Annotated in this window: 23 protein-coding genes and 1 tRNA gene; 8 read left to right on the top strand and 16 right to left on the bottom strand. The window is 64.0% G+C overall.

What is annotated here, in order from left to right:
• Window positions 1-129: 129 nt before the first annotated feature.
• The 8 genes from fabF to ACZK2R_RS04435 all read right to left on the bottom strand — a co-directional run bounded on the left by fabF (window position 130) and on the right by ACZK2R_RS04435 (window position 6574).
• The gene (fabF, locus tag ACZK2R_RS04470; RefSeq protein WP_049463472.1) at window positions 130-1392 is read right to left on the bottom strand and encodes a beta-ketoacyl-ACP synthase II; all 1263 of its coding nucleotides are present in this window, start codon (window positions 1390-1392) and stop codon (window positions 130-132) included.
• Between the two features lie 143 nt (window positions 1393-1535).
• Window positions 1536-1775, bottom strand: coding sequence for an acyl carrier protein (acpP, locus tag ACZK2R_RS04465; RefSeq protein WP_005415509.1), 240 nt, complete (start codon window positions 1773-1775; stop codon window positions 1536-1538).
• 152 nt (window positions 1776-1927) lie between these two features.
• Window positions 1928-2671 carry a 3-oxoacyl-ACP reductase FabG gene (gene fabG, locus ACZK2R_RS04460; protein ID WP_004146899.1) on the bottom strand — a complete coding sequence of 248 codons (744 nt, stop codon included), beginning with the start codon at window positions 2669-2671 and terminating at the stop codon, window positions 1928-1930.
• A gap of 82 nt (window positions 2672-2753) precedes the next feature.
• A complete protein-coding gene (fabD, locus tag ACZK2R_RS04455) occupies window positions 2754-3698 on the bottom strand; it encodes an ACP S-malonyltransferase (protein WP_180838180.1) in 945 nt (314 codons plus the stop codon).
• Window positions 3699-3833: 135 nt separating this feature from the next.
• Window positions 3834-4616 carry a BUD32 family EKC/KEOPS complex subunit gene (locus ACZK2R_RS04450; protein ID WP_125895270.1) on the bottom strand — a complete coding sequence of 261 codons (783 nt, stop codon included), beginning with the start codon at window positions 4614-4616 and terminating at the stop codon, window positions 3834-3836.
• Between the two features lie 77 nt (window positions 4617-4693).
• The gene (locus ACZK2R_RS04445; protein WP_032127766.1) at window positions 4694-5671 is read right to left on the bottom strand and encodes a beta-ketoacyl-ACP synthase III; all 978 of its coding nucleotides are present in this window, start codon (window positions 5669-5671) and stop codon (window positions 4694-4696) included.
• Window positions 5672-5762: 91 nt separating this feature from the next.
• A complete protein-coding gene (gene rpmF, locus ACZK2R_RS04440; protein ID WP_004154640.1) occupies window positions 5763-5957 on the bottom strand; it encodes a 50S ribosomal protein L32 in 195 nt (64 codons plus the stop codon).
• A 107-nt stretch (window positions 5958-6064) separates the two neighbouring features.
• A complete protein-coding gene (locus ACZK2R_RS04435) occupies window positions 6065-6574 on the bottom strand; it encodes a YceD family protein (protein ID WP_032127767.1) in 510 nt (169 codons plus the stop codon).
• A 113-nt stretch (window positions 6575-6687) separates the two neighbouring features.
• Here ACZK2R_RS04435 and ACZK2R_RS04430 point away from each other — a divergent pair, with 113 nt between their 5' ends.
• Complete coding sequence (locus ACZK2R_RS04430; RefSeq protein WP_180838179.1) at window positions 6688-7257, top strand: Maf family protein; 570 nt, start codon at window positions 6688-6690, stop codon at window positions 7255-7257.
• Between the two features lie 119 nt (window positions 7258-7376).
• On the opposite strand, the gene ACZK2R_RS04425 is transcribed toward ACZK2R_RS04430, so the two are convergent.
• On the bottom strand, window positions 7377-9212 hold the full coding sequence (locus ACZK2R_RS04425) for a glycosyltransferase family 39 protein (RefSeq protein WP_125894615.1): 1836 nt from the start codon (window positions 9210-9212) through the stop codon (window positions 7377-7379).
• 42 nt (window positions 9213-9254) lie between these two features.
• Here ACZK2R_RS04425 and ACZK2R_RS04420 point away from each other — a divergent pair, with 42 nt between their 5' ends.
• From ACZK2R_RS04420 to ACZK2R_RS04405, 4 genes are read left to right on the top strand one after another with little or no spacing between them, the layout of a single operon-like run.
• A complete protein-coding gene (locus tag ACZK2R_RS04420; RefSeq protein ID WP_049400642.1) occupies window positions 9255-10208 on the top strand; it encodes an AAA family ATPase in 954 nt (317 codons plus the stop codon).
• A 23-nt stretch (window positions 10209-10231) separates the two neighbouring features.
• Entirely contained in the window at window positions 10232-11155 is a 924-nt protein-coding gene (locus tag ACZK2R_RS04415; protein ID WP_032127771.1) for a DUF58 domain-containing protein, read from the top strand.
• Entirely contained in the window at window positions 11148-13097 is a 1950-nt protein-coding gene (locus ACZK2R_RS04410) for a transglutaminase TgpA family protein (RefSeq protein ID WP_071228018.1), read from the top strand. The genes ACZK2R_RS04415 and ACZK2R_RS04410 overlap by 8 nt, the downstream gene beginning before the upstream one ends.
• Window positions 13094-13621, top strand: a complete 528-nt coding sequence (locus tag ACZK2R_RS04405; RefSeq protein WP_032127773.1) for a Slp family lipoprotein — start codon at window positions 13094-13096, stop codon at window positions 13619-13621. The genes ACZK2R_RS04410 and ACZK2R_RS04405 overlap by 4 nt, the downstream gene beginning before the upstream one ends.
• A gap of 98 nt (window positions 13622-13719) precedes the next feature.
• On the opposite strand, the gene ACZK2R_RS04400 is transcribed toward ACZK2R_RS04405, so the two are convergent.
• The 4 genes from ACZK2R_RS04400 to dnaX all read right to left on the bottom strand — a co-directional run bounded on the left by ACZK2R_RS04400 (window position 13720) and on the right by dnaX (window position 17269).
• Window positions 13720-14079 carry a histidine triad nucleotide-binding protein gene (locus ACZK2R_RS04400; protein WP_014646179.1) on the bottom strand — a complete coding sequence of 120 codons (360 nt, stop codon included), beginning with the start codon at window positions 14077-14079 and terminating at the stop codon, window positions 13720-13722.
• A 67-nt stretch (window positions 14080-14146) separates the two neighbouring features.
• The gene (gene recR, locus ACZK2R_RS04395; RefSeq protein ID WP_121504037.1) at window positions 14147-14746 is read right to left on the bottom strand and encodes a recombination mediator RecR; all 600 of its coding nucleotides are present in this window, start codon (window positions 14744-14746) and stop codon (window positions 14147-14149) included.
• Window positions 14747-14887: 141 nt separating this feature from the next.
• Window positions 14888-15208 carry a YbaB/EbfC family nucleoid-associated protein gene (locus tag ACZK2R_RS04390; protein ID WP_004154630.1) on the bottom strand — a complete coding sequence of 107 codons (321 nt, stop codon included), beginning with the start codon at window positions 15206-15208 and terminating at the stop codon, window positions 14888-14890.
• A 6-nt stretch (window positions 15209-15214) separates the two neighbouring features.
• Entirely contained in the window at window positions 15215-17269 is a 2055-nt protein-coding gene (gene dnaX / locus ACZK2R_RS04385) for a DNA polymerase III subunit gamma/tau (protein WP_180838466.1), read from the bottom strand.
• 144 nt (window positions 17270-17413) lie between these two features.
• Here dnaX and ACZK2R_RS04380 point away from each other — a divergent pair.
• Window positions 17414-17506, top strand: a tRNA-Ser gene (locus tag ACZK2R_RS04380).
• A 1571-nt stretch (window positions 17507-19077) separates the two neighbouring features.
• Here ACZK2R_RS04380 and ACZK2R_RS04375 read toward each other — a convergent pair.
• From ACZK2R_RS04375 to ACZK2R_RS04365, 3 genes are all read right to left on the bottom strand, one after another.
• The gene (locus tag ACZK2R_RS04375) at window positions 19078-19566 is read right to left on the bottom strand and encodes a helix-turn-helix domain-containing protein (RefSeq protein WP_161770632.1); all 489 of its coding nucleotides are present in this window, start codon (window positions 19564-19566) and stop codon (window positions 19078-19080) included.
• 17 nt (window positions 19567-19583) lie between these two features.
• Window positions 19584-19763: a helix-turn-helix transcriptional regulator gene (locus ACZK2R_RS04370; RefSeq protein WP_223846483.1), complete on the bottom strand. Its 180-nt coding sequence runs from the start codon at window positions 19761-19763 to the stop codon at window positions 19584-19586.
• A 936-nt stretch (window positions 19764-20699) separates the two neighbouring features.
• Window positions 20700-21941, bottom strand: coding sequence for a tyrosine-type recombinase/integrase (locus ACZK2R_RS04365; protein ID WP_049431274.1), 1242 nt, complete (start codon window positions 21939-21941; stop codon window positions 20700-20702).
• A 601-nt stretch (window positions 21942-22542) separates the two neighbouring features.
• Here ACZK2R_RS04365 and ACZK2R_RS04360 point away from each other — a divergent pair.
• Both ACZK2R_RS04360 and ACZK2R_RS04355 read left to right on the top strand, forming a co-directional pair.
• The gene (locus ACZK2R_RS04360; protein ID WP_180838462.1) at window positions 22543-23385 is read left to right on the top strand and encodes a DUF6216 family protein; all 843 of its coding nucleotides are present in this window, start codon (window positions 22543-22545) and stop codon (window positions 23383-23385) included.
• 250 nt (window positions 23386-23635) lie between these two features.
• Entirely contained in the window at window positions 23636-24079 is a 444-nt protein-coding gene (locus tag ACZK2R_RS04355; RefSeq protein ID WP_125894641.1) for a GNAT family N-acetyltransferase, read from the top strand.
• The last annotated feature ends 22 nt before the right edge of the window (window positions 24080-24101 follow it).

Genomic DNA, 24101 nt, shown 5'->3' with positions numbered 1-24101 from the left:
CGGAAGCCGCCTTGCGGCGGCCTCCTCGTGCGTAGAGTCGAGCTTGCTCGACTGTGTTGCACGTTCAGTCGAGCATGGCTCGACTCTACACAAGGGCGGAGTCGAGCAAGCTCGACTCTACAACGTCGGTCAGACGCGCTTGAAGATCAGCGTGCCGTTGGTGCCGCCGAAGCCAAAGCCATTGGACATCACCACGTCGACCTTGGCCTGGCGTGCTTCATTGGGCACGTAGTCCAGGTCGCAGCCTTCGCCCGGCTGCTGCAGGTTGATGGTCGGCGGGATGACGTTGTCCTGCAGCGCCATCACCGAGAAGATCGCTTCCACGCCACCGGCAGCGCCGAGCAGGTGGCCGGTCATCGACTTGGTGGAGCTGACCATCATCTTGTAGGCGTGGTCGCCGAAGGCGGTCTTCATCGCCATGGTCTCGCCCAGGTCGCCCAGCGGCGTGGAGGTGCCGTGCGCGTTGAGGTAGCCCACCTGTTCCGGGGTCACGCCGGCGTCCTTCATGGCCATGACCATGCAGCGCGCGGCGCCTTCGCCGTTCTCGCTCGGTGCGGTCATGTGGTACGCGTCGGAGCTGGCGCCGAAGCCGGCCAGTTCGCAGTAGATCTTCGCGCCACGTGCCTTGGCGTGCTCGTACTCTTCCAGGATCAGGATGCCGGCGCCGTCGCCCAGCACGAAGCCGTCACGGTCCTTGTCCCACGGGCGCGAGGCCTGTTCCGGGGCGTCGTTGCGGGTGCTCATGGCCTTCATCGCGCAGAAGCCGCCCAGTGCGGTCGGCGACGAGCCACGCTCGGCACCACCGACCACCATCACGTCGGCATCGCCGTACTGGATCATGCGCATGGCGGTGCCGATCGAATGGTTCGAGGTCGCGCACGCAGACACCGCCGAGAACGACGGGCCCTTCAGGCCGGTGATGATGCTCAGCTGGCCCGGCAGCATGTTGATGATGGTCTTGGGCACGTAGAAGGGCGAGATCTTCTTGCCCTCATGGAACTCGATGGTCTGCTCTTCGATGCCGAGCAGGCCGCCGATGCCGGCGCCGACGATGGCGCCGATGCGCTCGGCATTGGCGTCGGTGATCTCAAGGCCCGAGTCGTGCAGGGCCATGAACGAGGCACCGAGGCCGTAATGGATGAACGGGTCCATCTTCTTGGCATCCTTGCCGCTGACCCGGAACTTGCCGAACAGTTCATTGTCGGCGGTGATGTCGAATCCCTTGACCTCACCTGCAATCTTGGTGGTGAACCGATCCAGATAGGCATCAGAAACGTTGGTCAGCGGACCGATGCCCGAACGACCCTGGGTGATGCCTTCCCAGCTGCTGGCCAGATCATTGCCCAACGGCGAGACGATACCCAGGCCGGTTACGACGACGCGACGCTTCATTGCTGATTCTCCTGGCCCGGATGATTTCAACGGGCAACTCGGTTTGCTTCGGTGTGATGCTCAAACACACGGGGCCGCAACAGCGGCCCCATGGGGTGCGGTGCGCGGCGAGCGTGAGCCCGCGCGCGCACTGCCGTCTGACATCAGGCCTTGACGTGGGCCTTGATGTAGTCGATGGCGGCCTGCACGGTGCTGATCTTCTCGGCTTCTTCGTCCGGGATCTCGCACTCGAATTCTTCTTCCAGGGCCATCACCAGCTCGACGGTGTCCAGCGAGTCAGCGCCCAGGTCATCGACGAACGATGCGCTGTTGGTGACTTCTTCTTCCTTGACGCCAAGCTGTTCGACGACGATTTTCTTGACGCGTTCTTCGATGGTGCTCATGGGATCTCGCTCCAGATGGAGTTGTGGTTCAAAAGTGGTCGCCATCAAAGGCGATGGCCGTGGGATAGTGTAGTGGAAACCGACGCGGCCTTGCATCGCAGCAAAAACCTCCGCAGATCAACCACTTGCGGCGCAATCCCTGCGCCCCTTGCTTACGGCATGTACATGCCACCGTTCACATGGAGGGTTTCGCCGGTGATGTAACCGGCAGCCGGGCCGGCCAGGAAGGCCACCGCATGGGCGATGTCTTCCGGCGAACCCAGGCGTTCGAGGGCGATGTCGTTGATCAGCGCGGTACGCGCTTCTTCCGGCAACGCCTTGGTCATGTCGGTGTCGATGAAGCCGGGTGCGACAACATTGACGGTGACACCGCGCGAACCGATTTCCTTGGCCAGCGACTTGCTGAAGCCGATGATGCCGGCCTTGGCGGCAGCGTAGTTGGCCTGGCCGGCATTGCCGGTCACGCCCACCACCGATGCGATGTTGATGATGCGGCCCTTGCGCGCCTTCATCATGCCGCGCATCACCGCCTTGCTGGTGCGGAACACGCTGGTCAGGTTGGTGTCGATGATCGACGCCCAGTCCTCGTCCTTCATGCGCATCAGCAGGTTGTCGCGGGTGATGCCGGCATTGTTCACCAGGATCGAGATCGGGCCGAATTCCTTGGCGATGCCATCGAGCACACTGTCCAGCGCAGCTGCGTCGGTGACGTTCAGCGCGCGGCCGTGGCCACCGTGGGCGGCCAGGCGCTCACCGATCGCGGCGGCGCCGGATTCGGTGGTGGCGGTGCCGATGACGGTGGCGCCCTGGGCGGCCAGCAGATCGGCGATGGCGGCACCAATGCCACGGCTGGCGCCGGTGACCAGTGCGATTTCACCCTGCAGGGGCTTGCTCATGATGTTTTCCTCAGGCTGGGACGGCCGCCGTACCCGTACCGCTTGCAGCGGCCACCGGTACGGTCGGCAGGAACAAGGGGGATCAGGCCGACCATGCCTCGCGGGCGGCTTCGAAGTCGCCTGGCGTGGCCAGCGAACGGCCGTCGATGGCCTTGTCGATGCGCTTGACCAGACCGGTCAGCACCTTGCCCGGGCCGCACTCGGCGATCCGAGTGACGCCACGGCCAGCCAGCGCCTGCACGCACCCGGTCCACTGCACCGGCTGGTACAGCTGCTGGACCAGCGCGGTACGGATCGCGTCAATGCCGTCATGCACCTTCGCGTCGACGTTCTGCACCACCGGCAGCTGCGGCGCCTGCCAGGCCAGGCCGGCCATCACTTCGGCCAGGCGGTTGGCGGCTTCGCGCATCAACGGGGTGTGCGAGGGCACGCTCACGGCCAGCTTGACCGCCTTGCGCACGCCCTTCTCGGCCAGCAGCGCCAGCGCACGGTCGACCGCGTCGGCGTCGCCACCGATCACGATCTGGCCCGGCGAATTGAAGTTGGCCGGCACCACCACCTGGCTGCCTGCGGCTTCGGCGCAGACGTCCAGCACCAGCTGGTCTTCGGCGCCGAGCACGGCGGCCATGGCACCGACGCCGGCCGGTGCGGCTTCCTGCATCAGCTGGCCGCGCAGGCGCACCAGGTGCGCACCGTCATGCAGGCTCAGCGCGCCAGCGGCAACCAGGGCGGTGTACTCGCCCAGGCTGTGACCGGCCAGCACCGACGGGCGCGGACCGTCCACGGCGTTCCAGGCGCGCCACACGCCGATGCTTGCGGCCAGCAGGGCCGGCTGGGTGTATTCGGTGCGGTTGAGCATTTCCTCCGGGCCACCCTGGGACAGCGCCCACAGGTCGACGCCGGCACCATCGGATGCCTCGGTGAAGGCTTCACGCACCTGCGGGTGCAGTTCAGCCAGCTCGGCCACCATGCCCACAGACTGCGAGCCCTGGCCGGGGAAGACAAAAGCGAGGGTGGATACGGTCACGCGGTCATCCGCTTGTTGCAATCGAAGCGGGCCATGATAAGGGGGAACATGCCGTGTCGTCTGTACGTGCGCGTATGCACGCGTATGGTGGGCCAGCCGCGGAACGCCGCCGGGCATGGCCCGGCGGACGCACAGTCAGCAGAACAGCTGCAGGACGTCCAGATCGCCGTCGGCGAGGAAATCCACGCACAGGCCCACCAGCATCAGCACGCCAGCGGTGCTGGCGCCATGGGCGATGAAGATGGAGTGGGCCAGCGCGCGCGCCGAGCGGCCCAGCTTCATGCAGACCCGGGCCAGGCTGCGCAGGCGGCCAGTGACCGCGTGCACGTGCTCGCGCACCGGCGCCTGCGCATCGCCCATCGCCTCGGCCATCATCGCCTGCAGGTGCTCGGGGCGGTCGGCGTAGTACTTGGCCACGCCATAGCCGAACATCAGCCAGTCGCGGGCCTGCGCTTCGGACAGATCCATCACTTCCAGCGGATCTTCCTCGAAGTCGATGAAACCGACCCTCTCGCCATCCCAGGTGAGATTGCGCGGCAACGGCTGGCCGAAATAGGCGCCGCGCGCATGCGCTGCGGCAATGGCCAGCATGGCCGCCATCACCAGGCGGTCGCGACCGGCCTCGTCGGCTTCGCGCAGGCAGGTATTGAACGAACTGCCGTTGTCGCCGATCACCAGCGCAGCATGGCCGGTGCCCAGCACATCGGGCACGTTCACGCCCTGCGCCTGCAGTTCTGCAAGGCGACGGGCTTCGGTTTCGCGCGCGGCGTCACCGCCACGGTGCGGCGGCGGGCGCAGGGCATCCAGATGAAAACGACGGGCAACAAAATTGAGCAGGCCAAGGGCCAGCGCGCGGCTTCCCTTGCCGTACTGCTTCAGCCAGGCACGTTGCCCTTCGATGACGATGGGCTCAACCATGACAGGTCCTCCTTAAACGCGTTACGGCCCCAGAGGGGCCGCAACGACAAAGCTTCACGTTGTCGTAACTTGCACTATCAATAGCGCAGCAGAGCCGAACCCCACGTGAAGCCGCCGCCGAAGGCTTCCAGCAGCAGCAGCTGGCCACGTTCGACCTTGCCCGAGCGCACGGCGGCGTCCAGCGCCAGCGGCACCGAGCCGGACGAGGTATTGCCGTGCTTGTCGACGGTGACCACGACCTGGTCCATCGACATGTCCAGGCGCTTGGCGGTGGCTTCGATGATGCGCAGGTTGGCCTGGTGCGGAATCAGCCAATCCAGGTCGGACTTGTCCAGGCCGTTGGCAGCCAGAGTCTCGTCCACGACCGAGTCCAGCGCCTTGACGGCGTACTTGAACACGTCGTTGCCCTTCATGTTGATGGTGCCGCCGCCATTGGCGCCGTCCTTGAAGCCGGTCGAAACGCCAACCGGGTTCCACAGCAGCTCCTTCTTGCTGCCATCGGCATGCAGGTGGGTGCTGAGGATGCCGGTGTCTTCGTCCGCCTTGAGCACGACAGCACCGGCGCCATCGCCGAACAGCACGCAGGTGGTGCGATCGTTCCAGTCGACCATGCGGGTCAGCGTTTCGGTGCCGATCACCAGCACGTGCCTGCAGTCGCCGGAGCGGATGAACTTGTCGGCCACGCCCAACGCGAACACGAAGCCCGAGCAGGCGGCGTTGACGTCGAAGGCGGGGCACCCGGCCACACCGAGCTTTGCCTGGATCAGGCACGCGGTGGACGGGAAAATGAGATCAGGGGTGGTCGTGCCGACCACGATCATGTCGAGCTGCGAGGCGTCGATGCCTGCGGCTTCAAGCGCGCGCAGGGCGGCGTTGTAGCCAAGGTCGCTGGTGGTTTCGCCTTCGGCCGCGATGTGCCGCTCACGAATGCCGGTGCGCGACTGGATCCACTCATCCGAGGTTTCGACCATTTTTTCCAGGTCGGCGTTGGTCAGGACTTTTTCCGGCAAATAGCTACCGGTGCCCGCGATCCTCGAGTAGATCCGCTTGCTCATCATGTTTCCTGTTGCGCGGGCCGCCGATCACCGGCACACCCGGGAAAGAAGGCAAAGGCCGCTGCCCGGGGGCAGCGGCCTTCCCGGCACATCAATCTTCTTCGACGGCCGAGGTCTTGGTCTGGATGACCTTCTTGCCGCGGTAGAAACCATCGGCAGTGATGTGGTGACGCAGGTGCACTTCGCCGGTGGTCGGGTCGGTCGACAGCTGCTTGGCGCTCAGGGCGTCATGCGCACGACGCATGCCGCGGCGGGACGGGGTGACACGGGATTTCTGCACAGCCATGGGATTGCTCCAAACTCGGTTCGTTTTGCTTCGTCGTATCGTCGCGCAGGACGCCAGCGCCCAGCACACTTTCGCTTTCGCCGCAGCCGCCGACGACAATCCGGCTGCTATTGTTTCTTCAGTGCCGCCAACGCCGCGAACGGGTTGGCCTGCTTTGTTTCTTCTTCGCTCGGCGCCCAGTCCTTGTCGACTGCTTCACCGTCGGGCGACAGCGGCACCACAGGCACCGCCAGCACCAGCTCGTCCTCGACCAGGTCCAGCGGACGCAGCTGGCCGTCTTCCGGCACCAGCAACGCCTCGTACTCCTCCGGCAGGGACGATTCCTCGTCCTCGTCGCGGATCAGGCCAAGCCTCTGGGTCATCTTCACCGGCAACAGGAATCGCTGCATGCTGCGCTGACAGGTCAGCGGCAACGCGGTGTCGATGGTCAATTCCACATAGGATACCCGCAAGACGTCGTCGCGACCGAATTCAAGCGAGTAATTGCACTCACCGTCGGTATCTGCGACCAACCCCTGCAGGCGGGTCAATTCAGCCAGGGACACCTGACCGTCGAAGCGCCTTCGCGCTACAACCATCCGCCAGGCATCCAGCGTTTCGGGCACGTTCGCGGACATAAGCCGCTGAATACTAAGGATCGGGGCGGCGGCTGTCAAATGCCCGCCATACAGGACTTGCCGCTGGCGCTGCGGACACGCCAGACTGCCGCGCCCTGCCCCGGTATTCTCGCATGTCACTGGTCCTGGCCTCCACCTCCCGCTACCGCCGCGAGCTGCTGCAGCGATTGGGCCTTGCCTTCGACTGCGCGCGCCCGGAGGTGGATGAAACCCCGTTGAATGGCGAAGCGCCGCGGGCTCTGGCCACGCGCCTGGCTGCGGCCAAGGCCGCCGAGGTGGCTGCCCGCCATCCGGGCGCCTGGGTAATCGGCTCGGACCAGGTCGCGGACCTGAACGGCCAGCCGCTGGGCAAGCCCGGTACGGTCGAGGCCGCCTGTGCGCAGCTGGCAGCGATGTCCGGGCAGACCGTGCGCTTCCACACCGCCGTCTGTCTCAGCCGTGATGGAGAATCATTCACGGCCGTCGATCTGACCGAAGTCTGCTTCCGCGCACTGGAACCGGACGAGATCGCCCGCTACGTGACCACCGAGCAGCCACTGGACTGCGCCGGCAGCTTCAAATGCGAGGGCCTGGGCATCAGCCTGTTCGACGCCATCGACAACCGCGACCCGACCGCGCTGGTCGGCCTGCCGCTGATTGCGGTATGCGGATTGCTGCGCAGGGCGGGATACGCGGTGCCCTGAGGGCTTCCGCCAACCTGTAGAGCCGAGCCCATGCTCGGCTGCCCTTTTGTAGAGTCGAGCCATGCTCGACTGTCTTTGGAGAAGCAGTCGAGCATGGCTCGACTCTACAAAAGCAGGACTCAACGAACTTCGAACGGCTGCTCCTGCCACTCTTCCACGCTGCCATCGTTGCCATGCAGGCGCAGGCCCAGCCAATGCCTGCCCGGCGCCAGCGTGGTGGTATCCAGCGATGCGTCGAAGCCCACCGCCGGGTGCTGCGGATCGGTGCTGTCCGGCCACACGGGGCGCACGTCGAACACACGCCCATAGCGGGCGTCACCGATGGAACGGCCATCGACCAGCACTTCGACGCGTGCCAGGCCGACGCCATCCTTGAACGCCCAGCCCTTGATCGCGAACGTGCCGGACACCTTCTCGCCATTGGACGGCGCATCCAGCCACGCCATCGCCGGCGTCACGCACGGCCCTTCCGCGCGCTGCACCGGCAGGCGGAACAACAGGAAGCGCTGGAACCCGTGATCACTGCTGACCACGCGTGGCGCCGGCATCGGCCCCACCTGATCGCAGATGGCGTGATAGCGCTCCAGCAGTTCGCGATAGCGCTGGTCGCTGGGTGACAGCACCAGCAGCATCGGCGCCGTGCGCTCGCCCTCATGCAGCAGGCCCCACTGTGCCAGCTGCGCGGTGCGGCCATGCTTGTCATTGAGCGGATGCGGCAGCACCTCGATGTTGCCATTGCCCAGCTGGAAGCCCAGTTCGGCGCCGACCTTGAAGTTGCCGGCCAGCACGCGCGTCCCTTCCGGCATCTGCCGAAGCTCTTCATGGACCGCTACGGCCAGTGGTTGCCAGCCAGCGAAATTGCGCGGGTAGTACTTGCTGCCGGCCATCTGCTCGCGCAGTGCCGGCGTGGATGCCATCAGGTAGTAGCCGAACGCCAGCACCATGCCCGCGCCTGCCAGCCACCAGCCGGTGCGGCGCAGCCAGCGCGGCCAGCCGTTGAGCACTACCGGCACCGCCACCAGCAGTGCGAGGTAGCCCGGCAGCGGCCAATGGAAACTGATCCGCTCGACGTCAGTGAAGAAGCCAAGCACGAAAATGCCCAACGTGGATACGCCGCCCACCAGGCCGAAATAGCGCCACTGCACGCGCGCACCGCCACCGCTCCGGGTTCCTGCCAGCGCCACCTTCCACATCGCCATGCACAGGATCGGCGTCACCAGCATCGGCTGGATCACCAGGAACCACAGCCCGCCCCATTCAAAGGCCCAGGGATGACGCTCGACCACCTGGAATTTCAGACCGGCATCGTGGTTGTCCGCATTCCACGCCAGCAGTGGCAGCCATGCCAGCACGCCCACCGCCAGTGCGACCCACACGCGCGGATCGGCCAGCATGCGCCGCCCCTGCGGCAATGCCAGCAGCGCGATGAAACCGACGCCGATGACACCGATGAAACGGTAGTGGCTGAGCGCACCGATCAGCAGGCCCAGCGCCAGCTTCATCGCCGAGGAGGCATCCACGTTGTGCAGCAGGCGCGCACCGGCGTGCAGGCAGATCACCGCCGCCAGCGCCATCGGCACGTCGGGTACCGCCAGCAGGCCCAGCGTCGCCGACAACGGCATCAACAGCGTGAGGCTGCCCGCCTGCCAACCCGCCACATTGCCGAACCAGCGCGTGGCCGTGCGCACCACCAGCAGCGGCAACAGCGCACCGATGGCCAGGAACGGCAGGCGCAGCGCAAGCACGTGATGACCGCCGAGCTCCACGCCCAGGCGGGCCAGCCAGGCGGTCAACCCGGGCAGATCCGAATAGGCCGCGGCCAGATGCTGGCCTTCCTGCCAATAGAACGCTTCGTCGACGAACAGCGGCAAGCGCGCGGCAACGATCAGCTTGGCCGCTGTGACCAGCGTCCATAACCAGAGAAATATCGTCCGTGCGCGCTGTTCGCCTTGCATTGCTCTATGGATAATCGAGTGGATTCCAGATCTGAGACGATCATGCCAGCTTCGTCCCCCAACCCCAGCATGCTAACCGATCAATTGCGTCAGGCCCTGCGGGAGGCACAGGATCAGGTGAACGCACTGGTACTGGGCAAGGTGCCGGAAGTCAGGCTGGCGTTCGTCGCATTGCTGTCCGGCGGTCACCTGCTGATCGAAGATCTGCCCGGCCTGGGCAAGACCACGCTGGCGCATGCGCTGGCCAGCAGCCTCGGCCTCAGCTTCCAGCGCGTGCAGTTCACCTCCGATCTGTTGCCCGCCGATGTGCTGGGCGTGTCGGTGTATGAAGCCGGCAGCCGTCAGTTCCAGTTCCACCCCGGCCCGGTGTTCACCCACGTACTGCTGGCCGACGAGATCAACCGCGCACCACCGCGCACGCAGAGCGCGTTGCTGGAAGCGATGGCCGAGCAGCAGGTCACCCTGGATGGACAGACGCATCCGCTGCCCGACCCGTTCTTCGTGATCGCCACGCAGAACCCGGTCGACCTGTCCGGCACCTTCCCGTTGCCGGATTCGCAGCTGGATCGTTTCCTGCTGCGGCTGGCGATGGGCTACCCGAGCGCGCAGGCCGAGCGCGAGCTGCTGCGTGGCAGCGACCGTCGCGACCTGATCGCGCGTGCCGTACCGAAACTGGATGACACCCAGGTGCGCGCGCTGCGCGACGCAGTGAACCAGGTGCATGCCAGCGACGCGCTGATCGACTATGTGCAGGCGCTGCTGACCCGCAGCCGCCAGCATGCCGGTGTGCGCGTGGGCCTGTCGCCACGTGCGGGCCTGGCGCTGCTGCGCGCGGCCAAGGCACATGCACTGCTGCTGGGGCGCGGCCATGTGGTGCCCGAAGACGTGCAGACCCTGTTCGTGGCGGTGGCCGGTCACCGACTGGTGGCGGAAGCCGAATCCAGTTCGGGTCCGGCACTGGCGCGCGCGATCCTGCAGACCGTCGCGGTGGACTGAGCGTGGCCACACGCTGGGCACGCATGCAGCTGCTGGCTCGGCCACGCAGGCCCGAAGCCTTGCCGAGGCGGCTGGACCGCCATCGCATCTATGTGCTGCCCACCCGCTTCGGCCTGTTCGTTGCCACCCTGCTGGCGGCCATGCTGCTGGGCGCACTGAACTACAACAACAACCCGGCGCTGCTGCTGGCCCTGCTGCTCGCGGCAGCAGCAATCGCCAGTGCCATTGCCGCGCATCTCCAGTTGTCCGGCGTGCAGATCGATGCGATCTCCGCCGAGCCGGTAGCGGCCGGGCAACCATTGCGTCTGCGCGTGGACCTCTCACTGCGTGACCCGCGTGCGCGGCACGGCCTTCATCTGCAGCTGGGTGACAGCAACGCCTGGACCTCGCTGCCTGCGCACGGCCGTGGCGAAGTGGAACTGGACGTCCCCAGCGAGCGCCGTGGCTGGCTGGAACTGCCGCGCATCCGACTGTCCACCACCCAGCCGCTGGGCCTGGTGCGGGCGTGGTCGTGGGTGTGGCCGGAACAGCCGCTGCTGGTCTACCCGCTGGCCGAAGCCGTGGCGCCTGCACTGCCGGAGAGCGGCAGCGATCCGCTGCACACCCGCGCCCATGCCAGCGGCGAGGAACTGCATCAGCTACGCCCCTACCGGGCCGGCGATGCGCCGCGCAGCATTTCCTGGAAGCACTCGGCACGCCGCGACAGCCTGCTGGTGCGCGAGTACGAAAAGCCGGTCGGCATCGAAGTGATCCTCGACTGGCGCTCGTTGGCGCCGTTGGGCCATGAAGCACGCATCGCTCGATTGGCGCGCTGGGTGGATGTGGCCGAGCGCGAGGGCCGCCGCTACACCCTGCTGCTGCCTGCACACCCGCCGTTCGGGCCCGGTCAGGGCGCCAGCCACCATCACCTGTGCCTGCGCGCGCTGGCGCTGATGCCGCATGACTGAGACCCCCGCCCTGCTCGACCGCAATGCCCGCAACTGGACCCTGGCCAGCGCGGCGCTGGCCTTGTTGCCGTTGCTGCTGCAGCTGCCGCCACTGCTGGCTGGTGTGATCGCGCTGGCGGCGATCATCACCGCCGCCCTGTCGTGGCGGACAGTGTTGCCGATGCCGGTACGCCTGCTGCTGGTGCTGGGCATGCTCGGCGCCATCGTCTGGCAGATGGGCATGGTGCGCCCCGGGCGCGATACCGGTTGCGCACTGCTGGCCGCGATGCTGGCGATCAAGTCCAGCGAGCTGCGCAGCCTGCGTGATGCCCGCAGCCTGCTCGGCTTCGCGCTGTTCTCGCCCTTTGCAGCATTCCTGCTCGACCAGGGGCCGCTGACAACCGCGCTGGCCGCGCTGGCCGGGGGCAGCGCACTGATCGCGCTGCAACGCCTGGCCCAGGATGAAGGTCATGCCGGCCGCCTGCCACTGCGCGGGCAGCTGCATGGTGTCGGCCGCCTGTTGGCGATCGGCCTGCCGCTGGCATTGGCCTGCTTCTGGCTGTTCCCGCGCCTGGCCACACCACTGTGGGGTGTTCCCGAGCGCGCCGTGGGTACACCGGGGTTGTCCGACAGCATGGAGCCCGGCCAGTGGTTGGACCTGATGGCCGACGACAGCCCGGCGCTGCGCGTGCAGTTCTTCGGCACTCCACCCGAGCCGGCGCAGCGTTACTGGCGCGGCCCTGTACTGACCGCCTTCGATGGACGGCGCTGGACACGCGACCGCGCCAGCGCGCGGCGGCCTGCTGCGGTGGTTGAAGCAAGTACACAGGGCTGGGATTACCAGATCGACTACGAGCCGACCGACCGCCGCCAGCTGGTGGCGCTGGACCTGCCCAGCCGCGCGCCTGCAGGCAGCATGCTGGATGCGGACATGAGCCTGAGCAGCGAACGCCCGCTGGCCTCGCTCAGCCGCTGGCGGTTGCATTCGGCCCCTCCCCTGCGTTTCGACAGCACGCTGTCGCCCTATCTGCGCCGCGCGACGCTGCAGCTGCCGACCGGCTTCAACCCGCGAACCGCCACGTTGGCGCAGCAATGGCGACAGGAGGCTGGCAGCGATGACGAGGCCATCGTGCGCCGCGCGCTGCAGTGGATCACCACCGACTTCTCGTACACGCTGGACACCCCTGCGGCGGGACGCGACCCGATCGACGAGTTCCTGTTCGGCTACAAGGCCGGCTTCTGTGAACACTTCAGCTCGGCCTTCGTGGTGCTGATGCGCAACGCCGGCGTCCCGGCGCGGGTGGTGACCGGTTTCGCCGGCGGCACCCGCAACCGCATCGGCGACTACTGGGTAGTGCGGCGAATGGATGCCCACGCCTGGGCCGAGGTGTGGCTGCCGCAGCGCGGCTGGGTCCGGGTCGACCCGACCGCAGCCGTGGCACCGGAACGCATCCTGGACACACTGGATGACCGCCTGCAGGCCGGCACGGACACGCCACTGCAGCAGCGTTGGCTGCAGCTGGGCCAGATGGGCGACTGGCTGCGCCGCGGCTGGAACGACCTGGTGCTGTCGTTCGATGCGCGCCGCCAGCAACAGCTGCTCAAGCCGTTCGGGCTGGACGATCTGGGCCCCGGGCAGCTGGTCGCTGGCTTCGTGGTGGCCGCACTGCTGGCGCTGGCGTGGATGGCCTGGCTGCTGGCCCGTGGCGAGCGCGAACGCGACCCGCTGCTGCGCGCCTGGCACCGGCTCGGACGGCGCTACGCCCGCCTCGGCCTGGCCCGTGAACCGCACGAAACCGCCCAGGACTGGGCACAGCGCGTACACCGGCAGCGTCCTGACCCGGCCCTGCTCGCGCTCAGCCAGCGTTTCGCTGATGCGCGTTACGCTGGAACTTGCACCGACCTCGCTTCATTATTGCGGGACCTGCGCAGGCATCGCCCGACTTCCGGAGCCTCCCCATGAACACCAAGTTCCTTCTCACCGCTGTGGCCACGCTGGCCCTGTCGGCCTGCGCCACGGCCCCCAAGCCGCTGCAGGGACAGTTCAGCCTGGTCTCCCCTCGCGATTCGGTCGCTACCCAGCAGGTCGGCACGCCGGTCCGTTGGGGCGGTCGCATCATCGAAACCAAGCCCGGCCAGGGCGAGACCTGCTTCCAGATCATCTCGCGCCCGCTCAATGGCAGTGGCCGCCCGAACACCACTTCGTCCGATGCCAGCGACGGTCGTTTCATCGCCTGCCGTGCCGGCTTCTACGACCCGGCGGTGTTCGAAGCCGGTCGTGACGTGACCTTCATCGGCAAGATCGACGGCTACCAGAACACCCGCATCGGCGAATACGACTACCGCCTGCCGAAGCTGTCGGCCGATGTGATCTACCTGTGGCCGGAACAGCGTCAGGTCGACGTGGTGCCCTATCCCTATGGCCCGTGGGGCCCGAGCCCGTATGGCCCGTACTGGGGCGGCTATGGTCGCTGGGGCTGGTGGTGATCATCACCGCACAGGCATGACGGAAAAGGCCGCCCTCGGGCGGCCTTTTCCATCCACGCCGGGATACGGTAGATCCACGCCATGCGTGGATAGGGGCTTCAACGCCCCGGGGTACCGAAGTGCCCCAGCGGCGCACCGGCCAGCAGGTGCATGTGGATATGGAACACGGTCTGCCCGGCATCCTCGCGGCAGTTCATCACGATGCGGTAGCCGTCCTGAGCAAAGCCCTCGCGGCGCGCATACTCGGCGGCAGCCAGCGCCAGCTTGCCGATCAGGTGCGCCTGCGACGGCTGCAGGTCATCCAGGGTCGGAATGATCTCGTTCTTCGGAATGAACAGCACGTGCACCGGCGCCTGCGGTGCGATGTCCTTGAAGCCCAGCACCTCGTCATCCTCGTAGACGATGGTGGCCGGGATCTCGCGACGGATGATCTTGCTGAAGAGGGTTTCGTTGCTCATGGTCGGCCTCGGCGGGGATGTCTCCCGCATTGTAGGCCGCCCGCGCCCGGCCATGCCCGGCCGTTGCTCAATCGCGGAATTCGCTGCGCGTCCCGAACGCGTGCGACAGCGTGCCACGATCGACGTATTCCAGTTCACCGCCCAGCGGCAGGCCCTGCGCCAGGCGGCTGGGCTGCACCTTGCGTGCGCGCGCCAGCTGCGCCAGGTAATGCGCGGTGGCCTCCCCCTCCACAGTGGCGCTGGTGGCGATGATCAGCTCCTGCACCTCGCCTTCGGCCAGCCGCCGCTCCAATTGCTCCAGGCCCAGCTCGCGCGGGCCGATGCCATCGAGCGGCGACAGCCGCCCCTGCAGCACGAAGTAGACACCGCGGAAACCTGTGGCGTTTTCGATGGCCAGGCGGTCGGCCGGCGATTCGACCACGCACAGCTGGCTGCGTTCGCGGCTGCTGTTGGCACAGGTCGGGCACAACTCGGTTTCGCTGAAGTCGCGACATTGCGAGCAGTGGCCAATGCGCTCCACCGCCAGCGCCAGGGTTTCGGCCAGGCGCTGGCCACCTTCGCGCTCGCGCTCGAGCAGGTGGTAGGCCATGCGCTGCGCCGTCTTCTGGCCCACGCCAGGCAGCACCCGCAGTGCGTCGATCAATTGTTCAAGCAGGGGTGCGGACACGGCGGCAGGCTTTCATTGCGTCGAGCAGGCTCGACGGCTGTTTGTAGAGTCGAGCCATGCTCGACTGAAGGTTGGAGCAGTCGAGCAAGCTCGACTCTACGGGATCCGTGGCACCCGGTTACGCGGGTGCCACGCTGAAAATCAGAACGGCAGCTTCATGCCCGGCGGCAGCTGCATGCCGGCGGTGGCCGAACCCATCTTCGACTTCGACTCGGCATCGATCTTGTTCGAGGCATCGTTGAAGGCGGCGGCGATCAGGTCTTCCAGCATCTCCGGGTCGCTGGCCAGCGACGGGTCGATGCGCACCTTGCGGCATTCCTTGGCGCCGGTCAGGGTCACGCTGACCATGCCGCCACCGGCGCTGCCGGTCACTTCGATCTTGGCGATTTCTTCCTGGGCCTTCTGCAGGTTTTCCTGCATCTTCTGGGCCTGCTGCATCAGTTGGGCGATGTTGCCGCGCATAGTGTCCTACTCGTCAAAAGAACGGATGGAATCGGAAACAACCCGGGCGCCGTGCTGTTGGATCAGCACCTGCACTTCCGGATCGTCCATGAAAACAGCCTCTGCCACCTGCTGCCGCTCGCCACGCTGGCGATCGGCACGCTGGTGCAGGGTCTCGGCCGGAACGTGTTCGGTTTCCACGGTCTCGACCACGATCTTCGGCGCCTGGCCGATGGCCTTCTCCAGCATCTCGCCCAGGGCGGCCAGCGCGCGCTCCGAGCGCAGATATTCAAATCCGGGCGAAAGACCCAGTTTCAAGGTCCCGTGCTGGCAACTGATGAAGGCGGCGTTGGCGGCCAACTGCCGCGACGGGCCGCTCAGGCCACTGTTGGCGACCAGATCCAGCCAATCCTCGGCGCTGGCCAGGTCGCTGACACCTTCCTGCGGCACGGCATCACGTGGCGGGGCCGGCTCGGCCGGCGCGATGGCAATGCCTTCAGTGCGGAACGGGCGCTCGGGCAGCGCAGGCTCGCTGGGAGCCGCGACGGGAGCTGGCGGTTCAAGCCAGGGCGCCACCATGGCGGCGTCCGGCCCAGCCATCTCGGCCGCCAGCGCCTCGTCACGCGCCTCGGCTTCGTCGGTGGCCCACGGCGGCAGGTCGTCGCCCGCTTCGGCGTCAACGGATGCCGGTGCCGCTGCTTCGGCCTTCACCGGCGGCGGTGACACGGGCTCTTCCACCGGAACCGGCTCGGGCTCCGGGGTCGGGTCCGGTTCGGGTCGTGGGGCCGGCTCAGGTTCGGGTTCAGGTTCGCGCGGCGCGGCCTGCGCCGGAGCGGCCACCTGCGCTACTACGGCCGGGCTTGCCGAAGTGGCGGCAGCAACCGGTGTCGCTTCGTGGGTACCCGTACCGCTGCCACCACCGGCAGCATTGCCACCCGGCGCATTGCCTGCACCGTCCACCGACTTCGGCACCGGCGGGACCGCCGCGGCCGGGCGGAACGCCAGCATGCGCAGCACAGCCATTTCAAAGCCCGCGCGCGGGCTAGGCGCCAGCGGCAGGTCACGACGGCCGTTCAAGGCCATCTGATACCAGAGCTGCACCACTTCCGGACGCAGGCGTTCGGCGAACACCGTCGCGTCCAGGCCTTCGGCAGCCGCTGCGGCACCCGGTACCAGCTGCTGCACCTGGATGCGATGCAGGCCTTCGGCCAGCGCTTCCAGCACGCCGCTCCAGTCCGGCGAGAACTCCGCCAGCGCAGCCACTACCTGCAACAGGCGCGGACCATCGCCTTCGGCCAGCGCATCGAGCATCGCTGCCACCTGGGTGCGGTCGACCGTGCCCAGCATGGTGCGCACTACGTCCTCGCGCAGCGCGCCGCCGGCGTAGGCGATCGCCTGGTCCAGCAGCGACAGGCCGTCACGCAGGCTGCCGTCGGCGGCCTTGGCCAGCTGCACGATGGCGCTGCCGTCGGCCTCGATTTCCTCAGCCGCCAGGATGCGGGTCATCTGGCCCTGGATCTGGTCCTCGTCCAGGCGCTTGAGGTTGAACTGCAGGCAGCGGCTGAGCACGGTGACCGGCAGCTTCTGCGGGTCGGTGGTGGCCAGCAGGAACTTCACATGTTCCGGCGGTTCTTCCAGCGTCTTCAGCAGCGCGTTGAACGCCGCCTTGGACAGCATGTGCACTTCGTCGATCAGGTAGACCTTGTACTTGCCACGCGAGGGCATGTACTGCGCGTTCTCGATCACCTCGCGCACGTCATCCACACCGGTGTTGGACGCGGCGTCGATTTCCAGCAGGTCGATGTAGCGGCCAGCGTCGATGTCCAGGCAGGCCGCGCACTGGCCGCATGGGTCTGCGCTGGTGCCCTGCTCGCAGTTCAGCGACTTGGCGAAGATGCGCGCGATGGTGGTCTTGCCCACGCCGCGGGTACCGGTGAACAGGAACGCATGGTGGACCCGGCCGCTGTCCAGCGCGTTGCTGAGCGCACGGACCACGTGTTCCTGGCCCACCAGCTCGGCAAAACGCTTCGGACGCCACTTGCGGGCAAGGACGAGATAGGACATCAGGCCACCGTTTTCCATCGGATGTTCCATTGTGCCATGCCTGTCCAGCCCCCTCGCCTCCGGCACGTCCTTCGCAGGTTCCTGACCGGGGTGCTTGTGAAGTGCCGCGCGGCCCGCTAGAATCTGCGCCCCTGCTGAGGCGTTTGCCGATGGCAGGGATCCGGAGAGGTGTCCGAGTGGTTGAAGGAGCACGCCTGGAAAGTGTGTAAGCGTCTAAACCGCGCTTCGGGGGTTCGAATCCCCCTCTCTCCGCCATATAAAAGACTAAGCCCCTGATTTCAGGGGCTTTTTCTTTTCCATCGCCTAACATCCCAACATCTATCCCAACACAGCTAGAAGCGTGTGCTACGCGCAGCCTCTGCTTTAGAGACTGCAAAAGCTAAAAAGTGGTACGGGCTCACTCAAAGCCCGGAGTCCACGATGAAAGCGGCCTTCGCCCTGCTCAGCCCAGCCTGCGCGCTCCCATTGTCTAGGTCAGACCTCGAAGAGGCTTTGCGGATAGCGTCAGCGTAGGCCAGTGATGCGATATAGATCTCTTTAGCGGCGGCTTTCGCGTCGTCTTTCGGTTGCGAAGCTATCATTCCTCTCGATCTTTCGGCACATCTGGCCGCTTAGGTGACTTATGGGAGGGCGGTCGCTTGCAGTGGAAAGATTTCATCCAGTGCATACATGTCCCTTGATCTTGTCTCGACCGTTTCTAGCCATACCCCCCGCCTGGGGCTGTAGCCCGAGTGATGCAGGTACAATCTGGCAAATTGCTAGGAGAGTACAAGGATGGCCTTAGTAGCTTGTCACGAATGTGGGCACAACATCAGCACTACTGCAAAGGCTTGTCCTTCATGTGGCGCAGCCCCTCCGCCGACGCCCATGCCGTATGTGCGGCCTCCTTTGCTCACTGGCGCTGGGTGGGCAATCCTGATTTGTGGTTTGAGTGCAGGCTTATTGGTTTTACTTCTCCTGATTGCCGCGATGCGGGAGCCGTCGCCTAAGGCTAGAGAGAAGGGCCAGGAGCGCGCCGCAATCGATCTATGCTGGAAAGACTACGAGCGAAGGTCTCTTGATCCATCCACCAAGAGATTTGTAGCTAGTGCATGTGAGCTGATGGAAAAACGGTTCCGGGAGAAGCACGGGGTGGAGCCCTGAAAGAAGGCCAGATCCATCGGCCTCCAGTGAGCTTCCGATAGCGCCTAGCCTTTAGGGGGTGAAGAAACTGGATCTTCGCCCCTTTTTGGTGGCGCGAAACGCCCCAGCTCTCTCAGCCCTAGGTGGTATGGAGAGCCTATAAGAAACACATGGGGTGGCAACAGTATCTGTGTAGTTGGCATGGCTACACAATGGCCATCTAAATCGCCCCTTCGGTAGCTGGATTGGCTACCACAAGGGCGATTCATTCTCATCAATACTCTTCACTGTAGCGAATGCGGCTACCGAACCTACGCACAATGATTACCGATGTTTTTTAATCGGCGGGTGTAGGCCTCCATCGAAGGTAGGCTTTGCCCGGGCTGGCCCCAGGCGCACACGTAGCTTCGCTTGTCAGCCGATAGCTAGTGGCATGGCGCGTCTTTTGTTGGAAACCGCCCGGCGTCTCCACAGTAATCCAGCCACGCTCGATAAGATCGGAGAATCCACGCTGAACACGTCTCTGCCCGATGTTTAGACGCGCCATTGCTTCTCTAATAGAAAGAAATACAACATTTCCGTAGGACGGTCTGTAGAGGCTGCGCAGTTCAAACAGCAGCGCGCGCGCATCAGGCGTCATAGTCTGCCAAGCCAAGCAATTCTGTTCGTACCAGTAGAGCCGGACATGAGCGTCGCCGTGGGCCTTACTCCTTCGCTTCGCCACGGATTTGCTCCAGCACATTAGTAGGAAAGTAGTAACTAGCAACGCGCGCAGTACGCGAACCTCTAACGGCGACCTCCACGGTGCAGGACGCAATACCCCAGCCCATCCTCTTGAGCTCGTATATGTCTGCTGCCAACCGTGAGGCACCGTACTCTCGCCACGCCTCCGCGCTGGTCAAACTCCTTCCCTCTAGAAGAGCGCGCAGAATGCTCGCTCTAACAGAGCGTATTGCCGGCGAAGGCCTGTGTGGGCTACCATTATCGAAGCTGTCGTGGCTGTAACCTCTTTCGAAACCCGGTCCGCCATCCGGGTTTCGTTTTTTGTATTCCGCGCCCCCATAGTGTTGTTCACTTGTCCCAAGGACGGGCCGATTCTCAGCATCGACGTGACCTTGTTGGCCTGAGCCATTTTGGTTTGATCCTCCTACCTCTGCCTTTTCCTGTCTTGCCGTAATCTTGGCGTCCCACATGCTTCGGTTGTCAGCCCTCATCGTTTCGGGCCTCCCTGTGTCTGCGCATCCAGCCAGCAGCGTACGTCCCCCCAACGCCAGCACGTAATTCGGCCGGGAAGGCGATGGGGGCGCGGGAATTGCCCCTCTTTGATCCGTCGCCAGCACGTCGCTTGGGAATAGGGGATGACGGGAAGTAGGTCCCGAATTCGCAACATTGCGTCATCGGGCAGCGAGGGAAAATGAATAGCTGATTTCATATGTGCCCTTAGGCGAGGAGATGAGGCTATTAAAGCCAAGCACCGTCCCCGCAACTGGACACAAAATGTGCGATTTTCTAGAGACTTGGGTAGATGGGGTGCAGCCCGTCGAGTACACCTGAACGTCCATTCGCGATTACTTGGTCAAAGACAAACCAGTATTTAGGGTAGGTTTTTGCCCAGACGCGCCTTAACGTCCTTTCATCTCTATTGCCTTGAGCCTTACCCAGCCGTTGCAACCTCTCGAGAACTAAGCGACAGGCCTTGCCTGGCCGGCTGATATCGCCGTTCAACGCCCCTAGCTGGTCCGCGACCAAGATGCATATGCGGTAATCTTGATCGTCTAAGAACTGCGAAGTTATAACTCCTCGGCGAGGCCGCTTAGCTCTCTCTGCAAAGCTGATGAGAAGCGCCTTAGCGCCCTCAGTACCCAGCCCATAGTCAACGAAGTGATCTAGGAGCGGTTCCAATAGGCGGTGCTTCCGGTACACACTCACAAGGAAGTGCTCAGCAACCTCACGCCCGCAGTGACTCTGTCCGGACGAGCATCGCCAGCAAGGCCGACCGTCTGATCTAGTTCCGTTGTGGCGATATGCCCTCTGGCTAGCAAGGGTACCCTCGATGCCAGCCATGTCATCCTTGTTGATGCGGGTTCGCGGTCGTCCCTTTCCCTCCCTGCGCGCTCTCTTTGCTAAGGTGGCAACCAGCTCTCGAGCCTCCTTGGTGGCTAAGCCGTAAGCTCTCATCTGATCCAGCAATGGCCCTGACTCTCCGTACGCTTCGTACAAAAAGCGAACGCGGATCTCCTGCGCGCCACGGCCAGTCAAACTTTCACACTGTGAGCATACAAACGACGATAGTCCGCGATTTCCCGCTGCGGCGAAGTTGTCCACCTCACTCACCTGCCTGTGCTCCACGTCGAGTGCTGGGGAACCTAAGCACAGTGTTTTCAGACTTAGCGGAGTCTATAAAATTGGCCCAGTCTTCCATTAATCCCGTCCGTTTTACGAATAGGTCCCCCCGGCGGTATGCTGCCTCAACCTTGTTGCTGATTGCATGGGCCAGTGCCATCTCTGCTACGTCGCGAGGATAGTTGGTTCGTTCGCTGCACCAGTCGCGGAATGTAGAGCGAAAGCCATGCGGCACAGCGTCAACCTGCATCCGGCGCATTACGGCGGAGATGGTCATATCCGACAACCTGCCACCCCTTGGGGCGGGAAAGACAAGCTCAGTGCCTCCCATGCGCGGCAACTCCTTGAGAAGCGCTACTGCGCGCGCGCTGAGCGGGGCGCGATGTTCTTTGCCAGCTTTCATGCGCTCCGCTGGAACGGTCCACACAGCGGCATCTAGGTCAACTTCCTGCCATGTGGCCCCGCGAACCTCACCGGACCGAGTGGCGGTCAAAATCAGGAACTCCAGCGCGCGCGCCGCCATGCCTTGCTGCAAGCGGAGCGAAGCCACAAAGGTGTGCATCTCATCAATTGGTAGCGCCTTGTAATGGCTCACCTTTGCAACCTTGCTGGGCTTCGCCAGGACAGCGTCTAGGTTCCCCTTCCAGCGCGCGGGGTTGTCGCCTTTGCGGTAGCCCGAGGCGGTCGCCCAAGCCAACACTGCTTCCAGCCGGGCGCGTAGGCGTGTGGCCGACTCGCATTTAACCGTCCAGATGGGGACCAGCACTTCCAGCAAATGAGATAGCTCGATTTGATCTACAGGAGTTTTCCCGATGACGGGATAGGCATCGGCGGCAAGCGTGCTGGTCCACTGGGCGGCATGCTTGGCAGACTTCCATTCCGGACGCTTCGCAGCAATGGTTTGCTCGGCACACCATTGGAAGGTTGGAATGGCCTTGTACGCCATTCTGCGCGCTTGCTTGTCCGCTACAGGGTCAGCGCCACTTGCTACAGCCTCGCGGACCTTGCGGGCCGCTTTGCGTACGTCTGCGAGGGTTACGGCAGGGTAGCCGCCCAAACCCATGTCACGGCGGCGGCCGTTGATCACGATTCGCAGAATCCAGCTCTTTGCTCCCTTGGGAGTAGCGCGTAAATAAAGCCCGGTAACAGTGCCCTCCGGATGGAAGCCCGGCTCTAGCTCAGGAATCTGAATGGCTGTTAGCCCGTCGGCAGCCTTCTTTGGCATGGCAGTCCCAACATCTGTCCCAACATTAGATGATGCCACAGGATGCTAGCCAGTGACGCCGCATGATGCGACGAGAGCCTTAATTTACTGGGTCTCAATGCTCGCTTGAGTCCATGTGATGCAATGTGAATCATGGCGGAGGCTGCCCCTCTCTCCGCCAGATTACGCAAGCCCCTGTTAACGCGGGGGTTTTTGCCCTTCTGGAGGAGGGTCAGACGGGACACAAATCGGGACACAATCCAATGTGAATTTCCCATCACCTCTTCCGCTCTCCCACCGGCTACTGGCACTTCCGCCGGCGAGTCTCCTCCGATTTCCATGCCAAGCTGGACCAGACGGGCATCAAACGAAGTCTGTAAACCACGCATCTGTGCCAAGCCCAATTGCAGGCATCATCTTGGCGTCGCGCTATGCTGAGATCTTGAACGCAGTTCGGGGCTGCCAACGAACGAGATCACCACTATGGTAAGTATGTGGACGCGCTCATCGAGCCTTTGGCCAAGGGAACAGGTCTGCACGACCTGACGCTTCATCGCACCCATGTACCGGATGGCACTCTCAGCGGACGCACTACCAACCAATACTAGAAGGAAAGCACTCCATGGACTGGATTAGTTTTTTGACCCGCGATGTTGCGATTGGGTCCATCCTGGGCATCTCGGCAGCGGCACTTATAATCTGCTGGCGTGTCGGCTCGTTCCATCCGGTCAACGTTCGCCTGCTGCGATTCTTTATCGCAAAGGATGAGATCGAAGATCCCATCATCAAGAAGAGCATTGCAGATCAAACGGCACTGGTCAGCTTTCGAATGACACACGGCGTTAAGGCAAGGACGATTCGCGACGCGCAAAACCTGTCGCAATTCTCCGACAGAACCAACATTCCGCTCGATCTGATAGGAAGATCTGGCTGGGCATTCAATTTAAAAACTCTCTCCCTAATTCCCAGCCGGGTGCCTCACGGAGCATGGCTCGCTCTTCCAGGGATACTCTTGTTTGTTCTGATACTCTCGACCGCTGGCTTCTCGGCAGTGGCAGCGAGCAGCAAGCTGCTCGTTTCGTTGAAAGCCACTGACACTTGGCTGTGGCTCTCCCAAGAGGACGCTCGCGCAGTTCGACCTTTCGGCGACAGAGCCGTAATCAACAAAGCCTCTTGCGATAAAGAGCAAGACGCTGCCGAGCCTCCAGTTGGCTTTCATAAATATGACCGTAAAATTCTTTGCGAACTTTGGTCTGACCCAGCTCTTGAAAAGCACTTCTCCAAAGAACTACCTGAGCAACGAATCACATTTCTTGTAGCAGCAGCCATCTTTGCGTGGTACGCATTTATGAGCTTTTCACTTCTTCGTGAGTGGCTTGCCCAGAGAGAACTTCGAGACCTCTTGGAAGAAGTTAAAGATGACACGATAGAGTCCGACCCAAAGCCTATTGAAAATAACAAGTGATGAACAACTTCTGTTATGACCAGGCAATAGCACCAATCCCCGGAGCCATCGCTGGATATTATTCAGGTCTACTCATGGCAAAAGTATCAAGTCGAAGGATGAGTTCACAGGGGAATGCTGTTGGACGTCGGAGGCAAAAGGCAGACCAGTGAATCTGGCTGGTATTTCGGCCTGAGGGATACACACACGGCATCCGGCCCATGAATCCACGTGTAGCGTGGATCTACTGACGATCGTCTATCGTGGGCCCATGAACCTCCGCCTCTACCGCCCCGCAGATGCCAGCGCCTGCCTGTCGATTTTCGACAGCAACGTGCCCACCTACTTCGCGCCCGAAGAGCGCAGCGACTTTGAACGCTTCCTGCGTGAGCAGGCCATGGACTGCGCCTTCCAGGTGATCGAGCGCGACCACCGCATCGTGGCCTGCGGCGGCCTGTCGCGACGCGGCGATGGCAGCGCCGGTTTCTGTTGGGGCATGGTGCAGCGCGCGCTGCACCGGCATGGACTGGGACGCGAACTGGCGCTGGCGCGCCTGCGCCAGGCCGAAGCGGATCCCTCGATCAAGCGCATCGCGCTCAGTACCAGCCAGCACACCCAGGGCTTCTATGCCGGCCTGGGCTTCCAGGTGACACGTGTGGTGCCCGATGGTCACGGCGCCGGGATCGACGCTGTGGAAATGGAGCGGGAGCTCTAGCGCTCCCGCCCCGGTCCCATCC

This window comes from Stenotrophomonas sp. 96582_Sma, assembly GCF_056480905.1.
This window is presented reverse-complemented; position numbering and strand designations above follow the sequence as displayed.

Bases quoted from the DNA above. Each gene is read 5' to 3' on its own strand.
- ACZK2R_RS04420 (WP_049400642.1), top strand. From the start codon at position 9,255: ATGCCAGCTTCGTCCCCCAACCCCAGCATGCTAACCGATCAATTGCGT.
- ACZK2R_RS04415 (WP_032127771.1), top strand. From the start codon at position 10,232: ATGCAGCTGCTGGCTCGGCCACGCAGGCCCGAAGCCTTGCCGAGGCGG.
- acpP (WP_005415509.1), bottom strand. From the start codon at position 1,775: ATGAGCACCATCGAAGAACGCGTCAAGAAAATCGTCGTCGAACAGCTT.
- dnaX (WP_180838466.1), bottom strand. From the start codon at position 17,269: ATGGAAAACGGTGGCCTGATGTCCTATCTCGTCCTTGCCCGCAAGTGG.
- ACZK2R_RS04360 (WP_180838462.1), top strand. From the start codon at position 22,543: ATGGACTGGATTAGTTTTTTGACCCGCGATGTTGCGATTGGGTCCATC.
- ACZK2R_RS04450 (WP_125895270.1), bottom strand. From the start codon at position 4,616: ATGGTTGAGCCCATCGTCATCGAAGGGCAACGTGCCTGGCTGAAGCAG.
- ACZK2R_RS04410 (WP_071228018.1), top strand. From the start codon at position 11,148: ATGACTGAGACCCCCGCCCTGCTCGACCGCAATGCCCGCAACTGGACC.
- ACZK2R_RS04400 (WP_014646179.1), bottom strand. From the start codon at position 14,079: ATGAGCAACGAAACCCTCTTCAGCAAGATCATCCGTCGCGAGATCCCG.
- rpmF (WP_004154640.1), bottom strand. From the start codon at position 5,957: ATGGCTGTGCAGAAATCCCGTGTCACCCCGTCCCGCCGCGGCATGCGT.
- ACZK2R_RS04445 (WP_032127766.1), bottom strand. From the start codon at position 5,671: ATGAGCAAGCGGATCTACTCGAGGATCGCGGGCACCGGTAGCTATTTG.
- ACZK2R_RS04370 (WP_223846483.1), bottom strand. From the start codon at position 19,763: ATGTTGCGAATTCGGGACCTACTTCCCGTCATCCCCTATTCCCAAGCG.
- ACZK2R_RS04430 (WP_180838179.1), top strand. From the start codon at position 6,688: ATGTCACTGGTCCTGGCCTCCACCTCCCGCTACCGCCGCGAGCTGCTG.
- ACZK2R_RS04435 (WP_032127767.1), bottom strand. From the start codon at position 6,574: ATGTCCGCGAACGTGCCCGAAACGCTGGATGCCTGGCGGATGGTTGTA.
- ACZK2R_RS04365 (WP_049431274.1), bottom strand. From the start codon at position 21,941: ATGCCAAAGAAGGCTGCCGACGGGCTAACAGCCATTCAGATTCCTGAG.
- ACZK2R_RS04355 (WP_125894641.1), top strand. From the start codon at position 23,636: ATGAACCTCCGCCTCTACCGCCCCGCAGATGCCAGCGCCTGCCTGTCG.
- ACZK2R_RS04405 (WP_032127773.1), top strand. From the start codon at position 13,094: ATGAACACCAAGTTCCTTCTCACCGCTGTGGCCACGCTGGCCCTGTCG.
- ACZK2R_RS04425 (WP_125894615.1), bottom strand. From the start codon at position 9,212: ATGCAAGGCGAACAGCGCGCACGGACGATATTTCTCTGGTTATGGACG.
- ACZK2R_RS04375 (WP_161770632.1), bottom strand. From the start codon at position 19,566: ATGTGGGACGCCAAGATTACGGCAAGACAGGAAAAGGCAGAGGTAGGA.
- ACZK2R_RS04390 (WP_004154630.1), bottom strand. From the start codon at position 15,208: ATGCGCGGCAACATCGCCCAACTGATGCAGCAGGCCCAGAAGATGCAG.
- fabG (WP_004146899.1), bottom strand. From the start codon at position 2,671: ATGAGCAAGCCCCTGCAGGGTGAAATCGCACTGGTCACCGGCGCCAGC.
- fabF (WP_049463472.1), bottom strand. From the start codon at position 1,392: ATGAAGCGTCGCGTCGTCGTAACCGGCCTGGGTATCGTCTCGCCGTTG.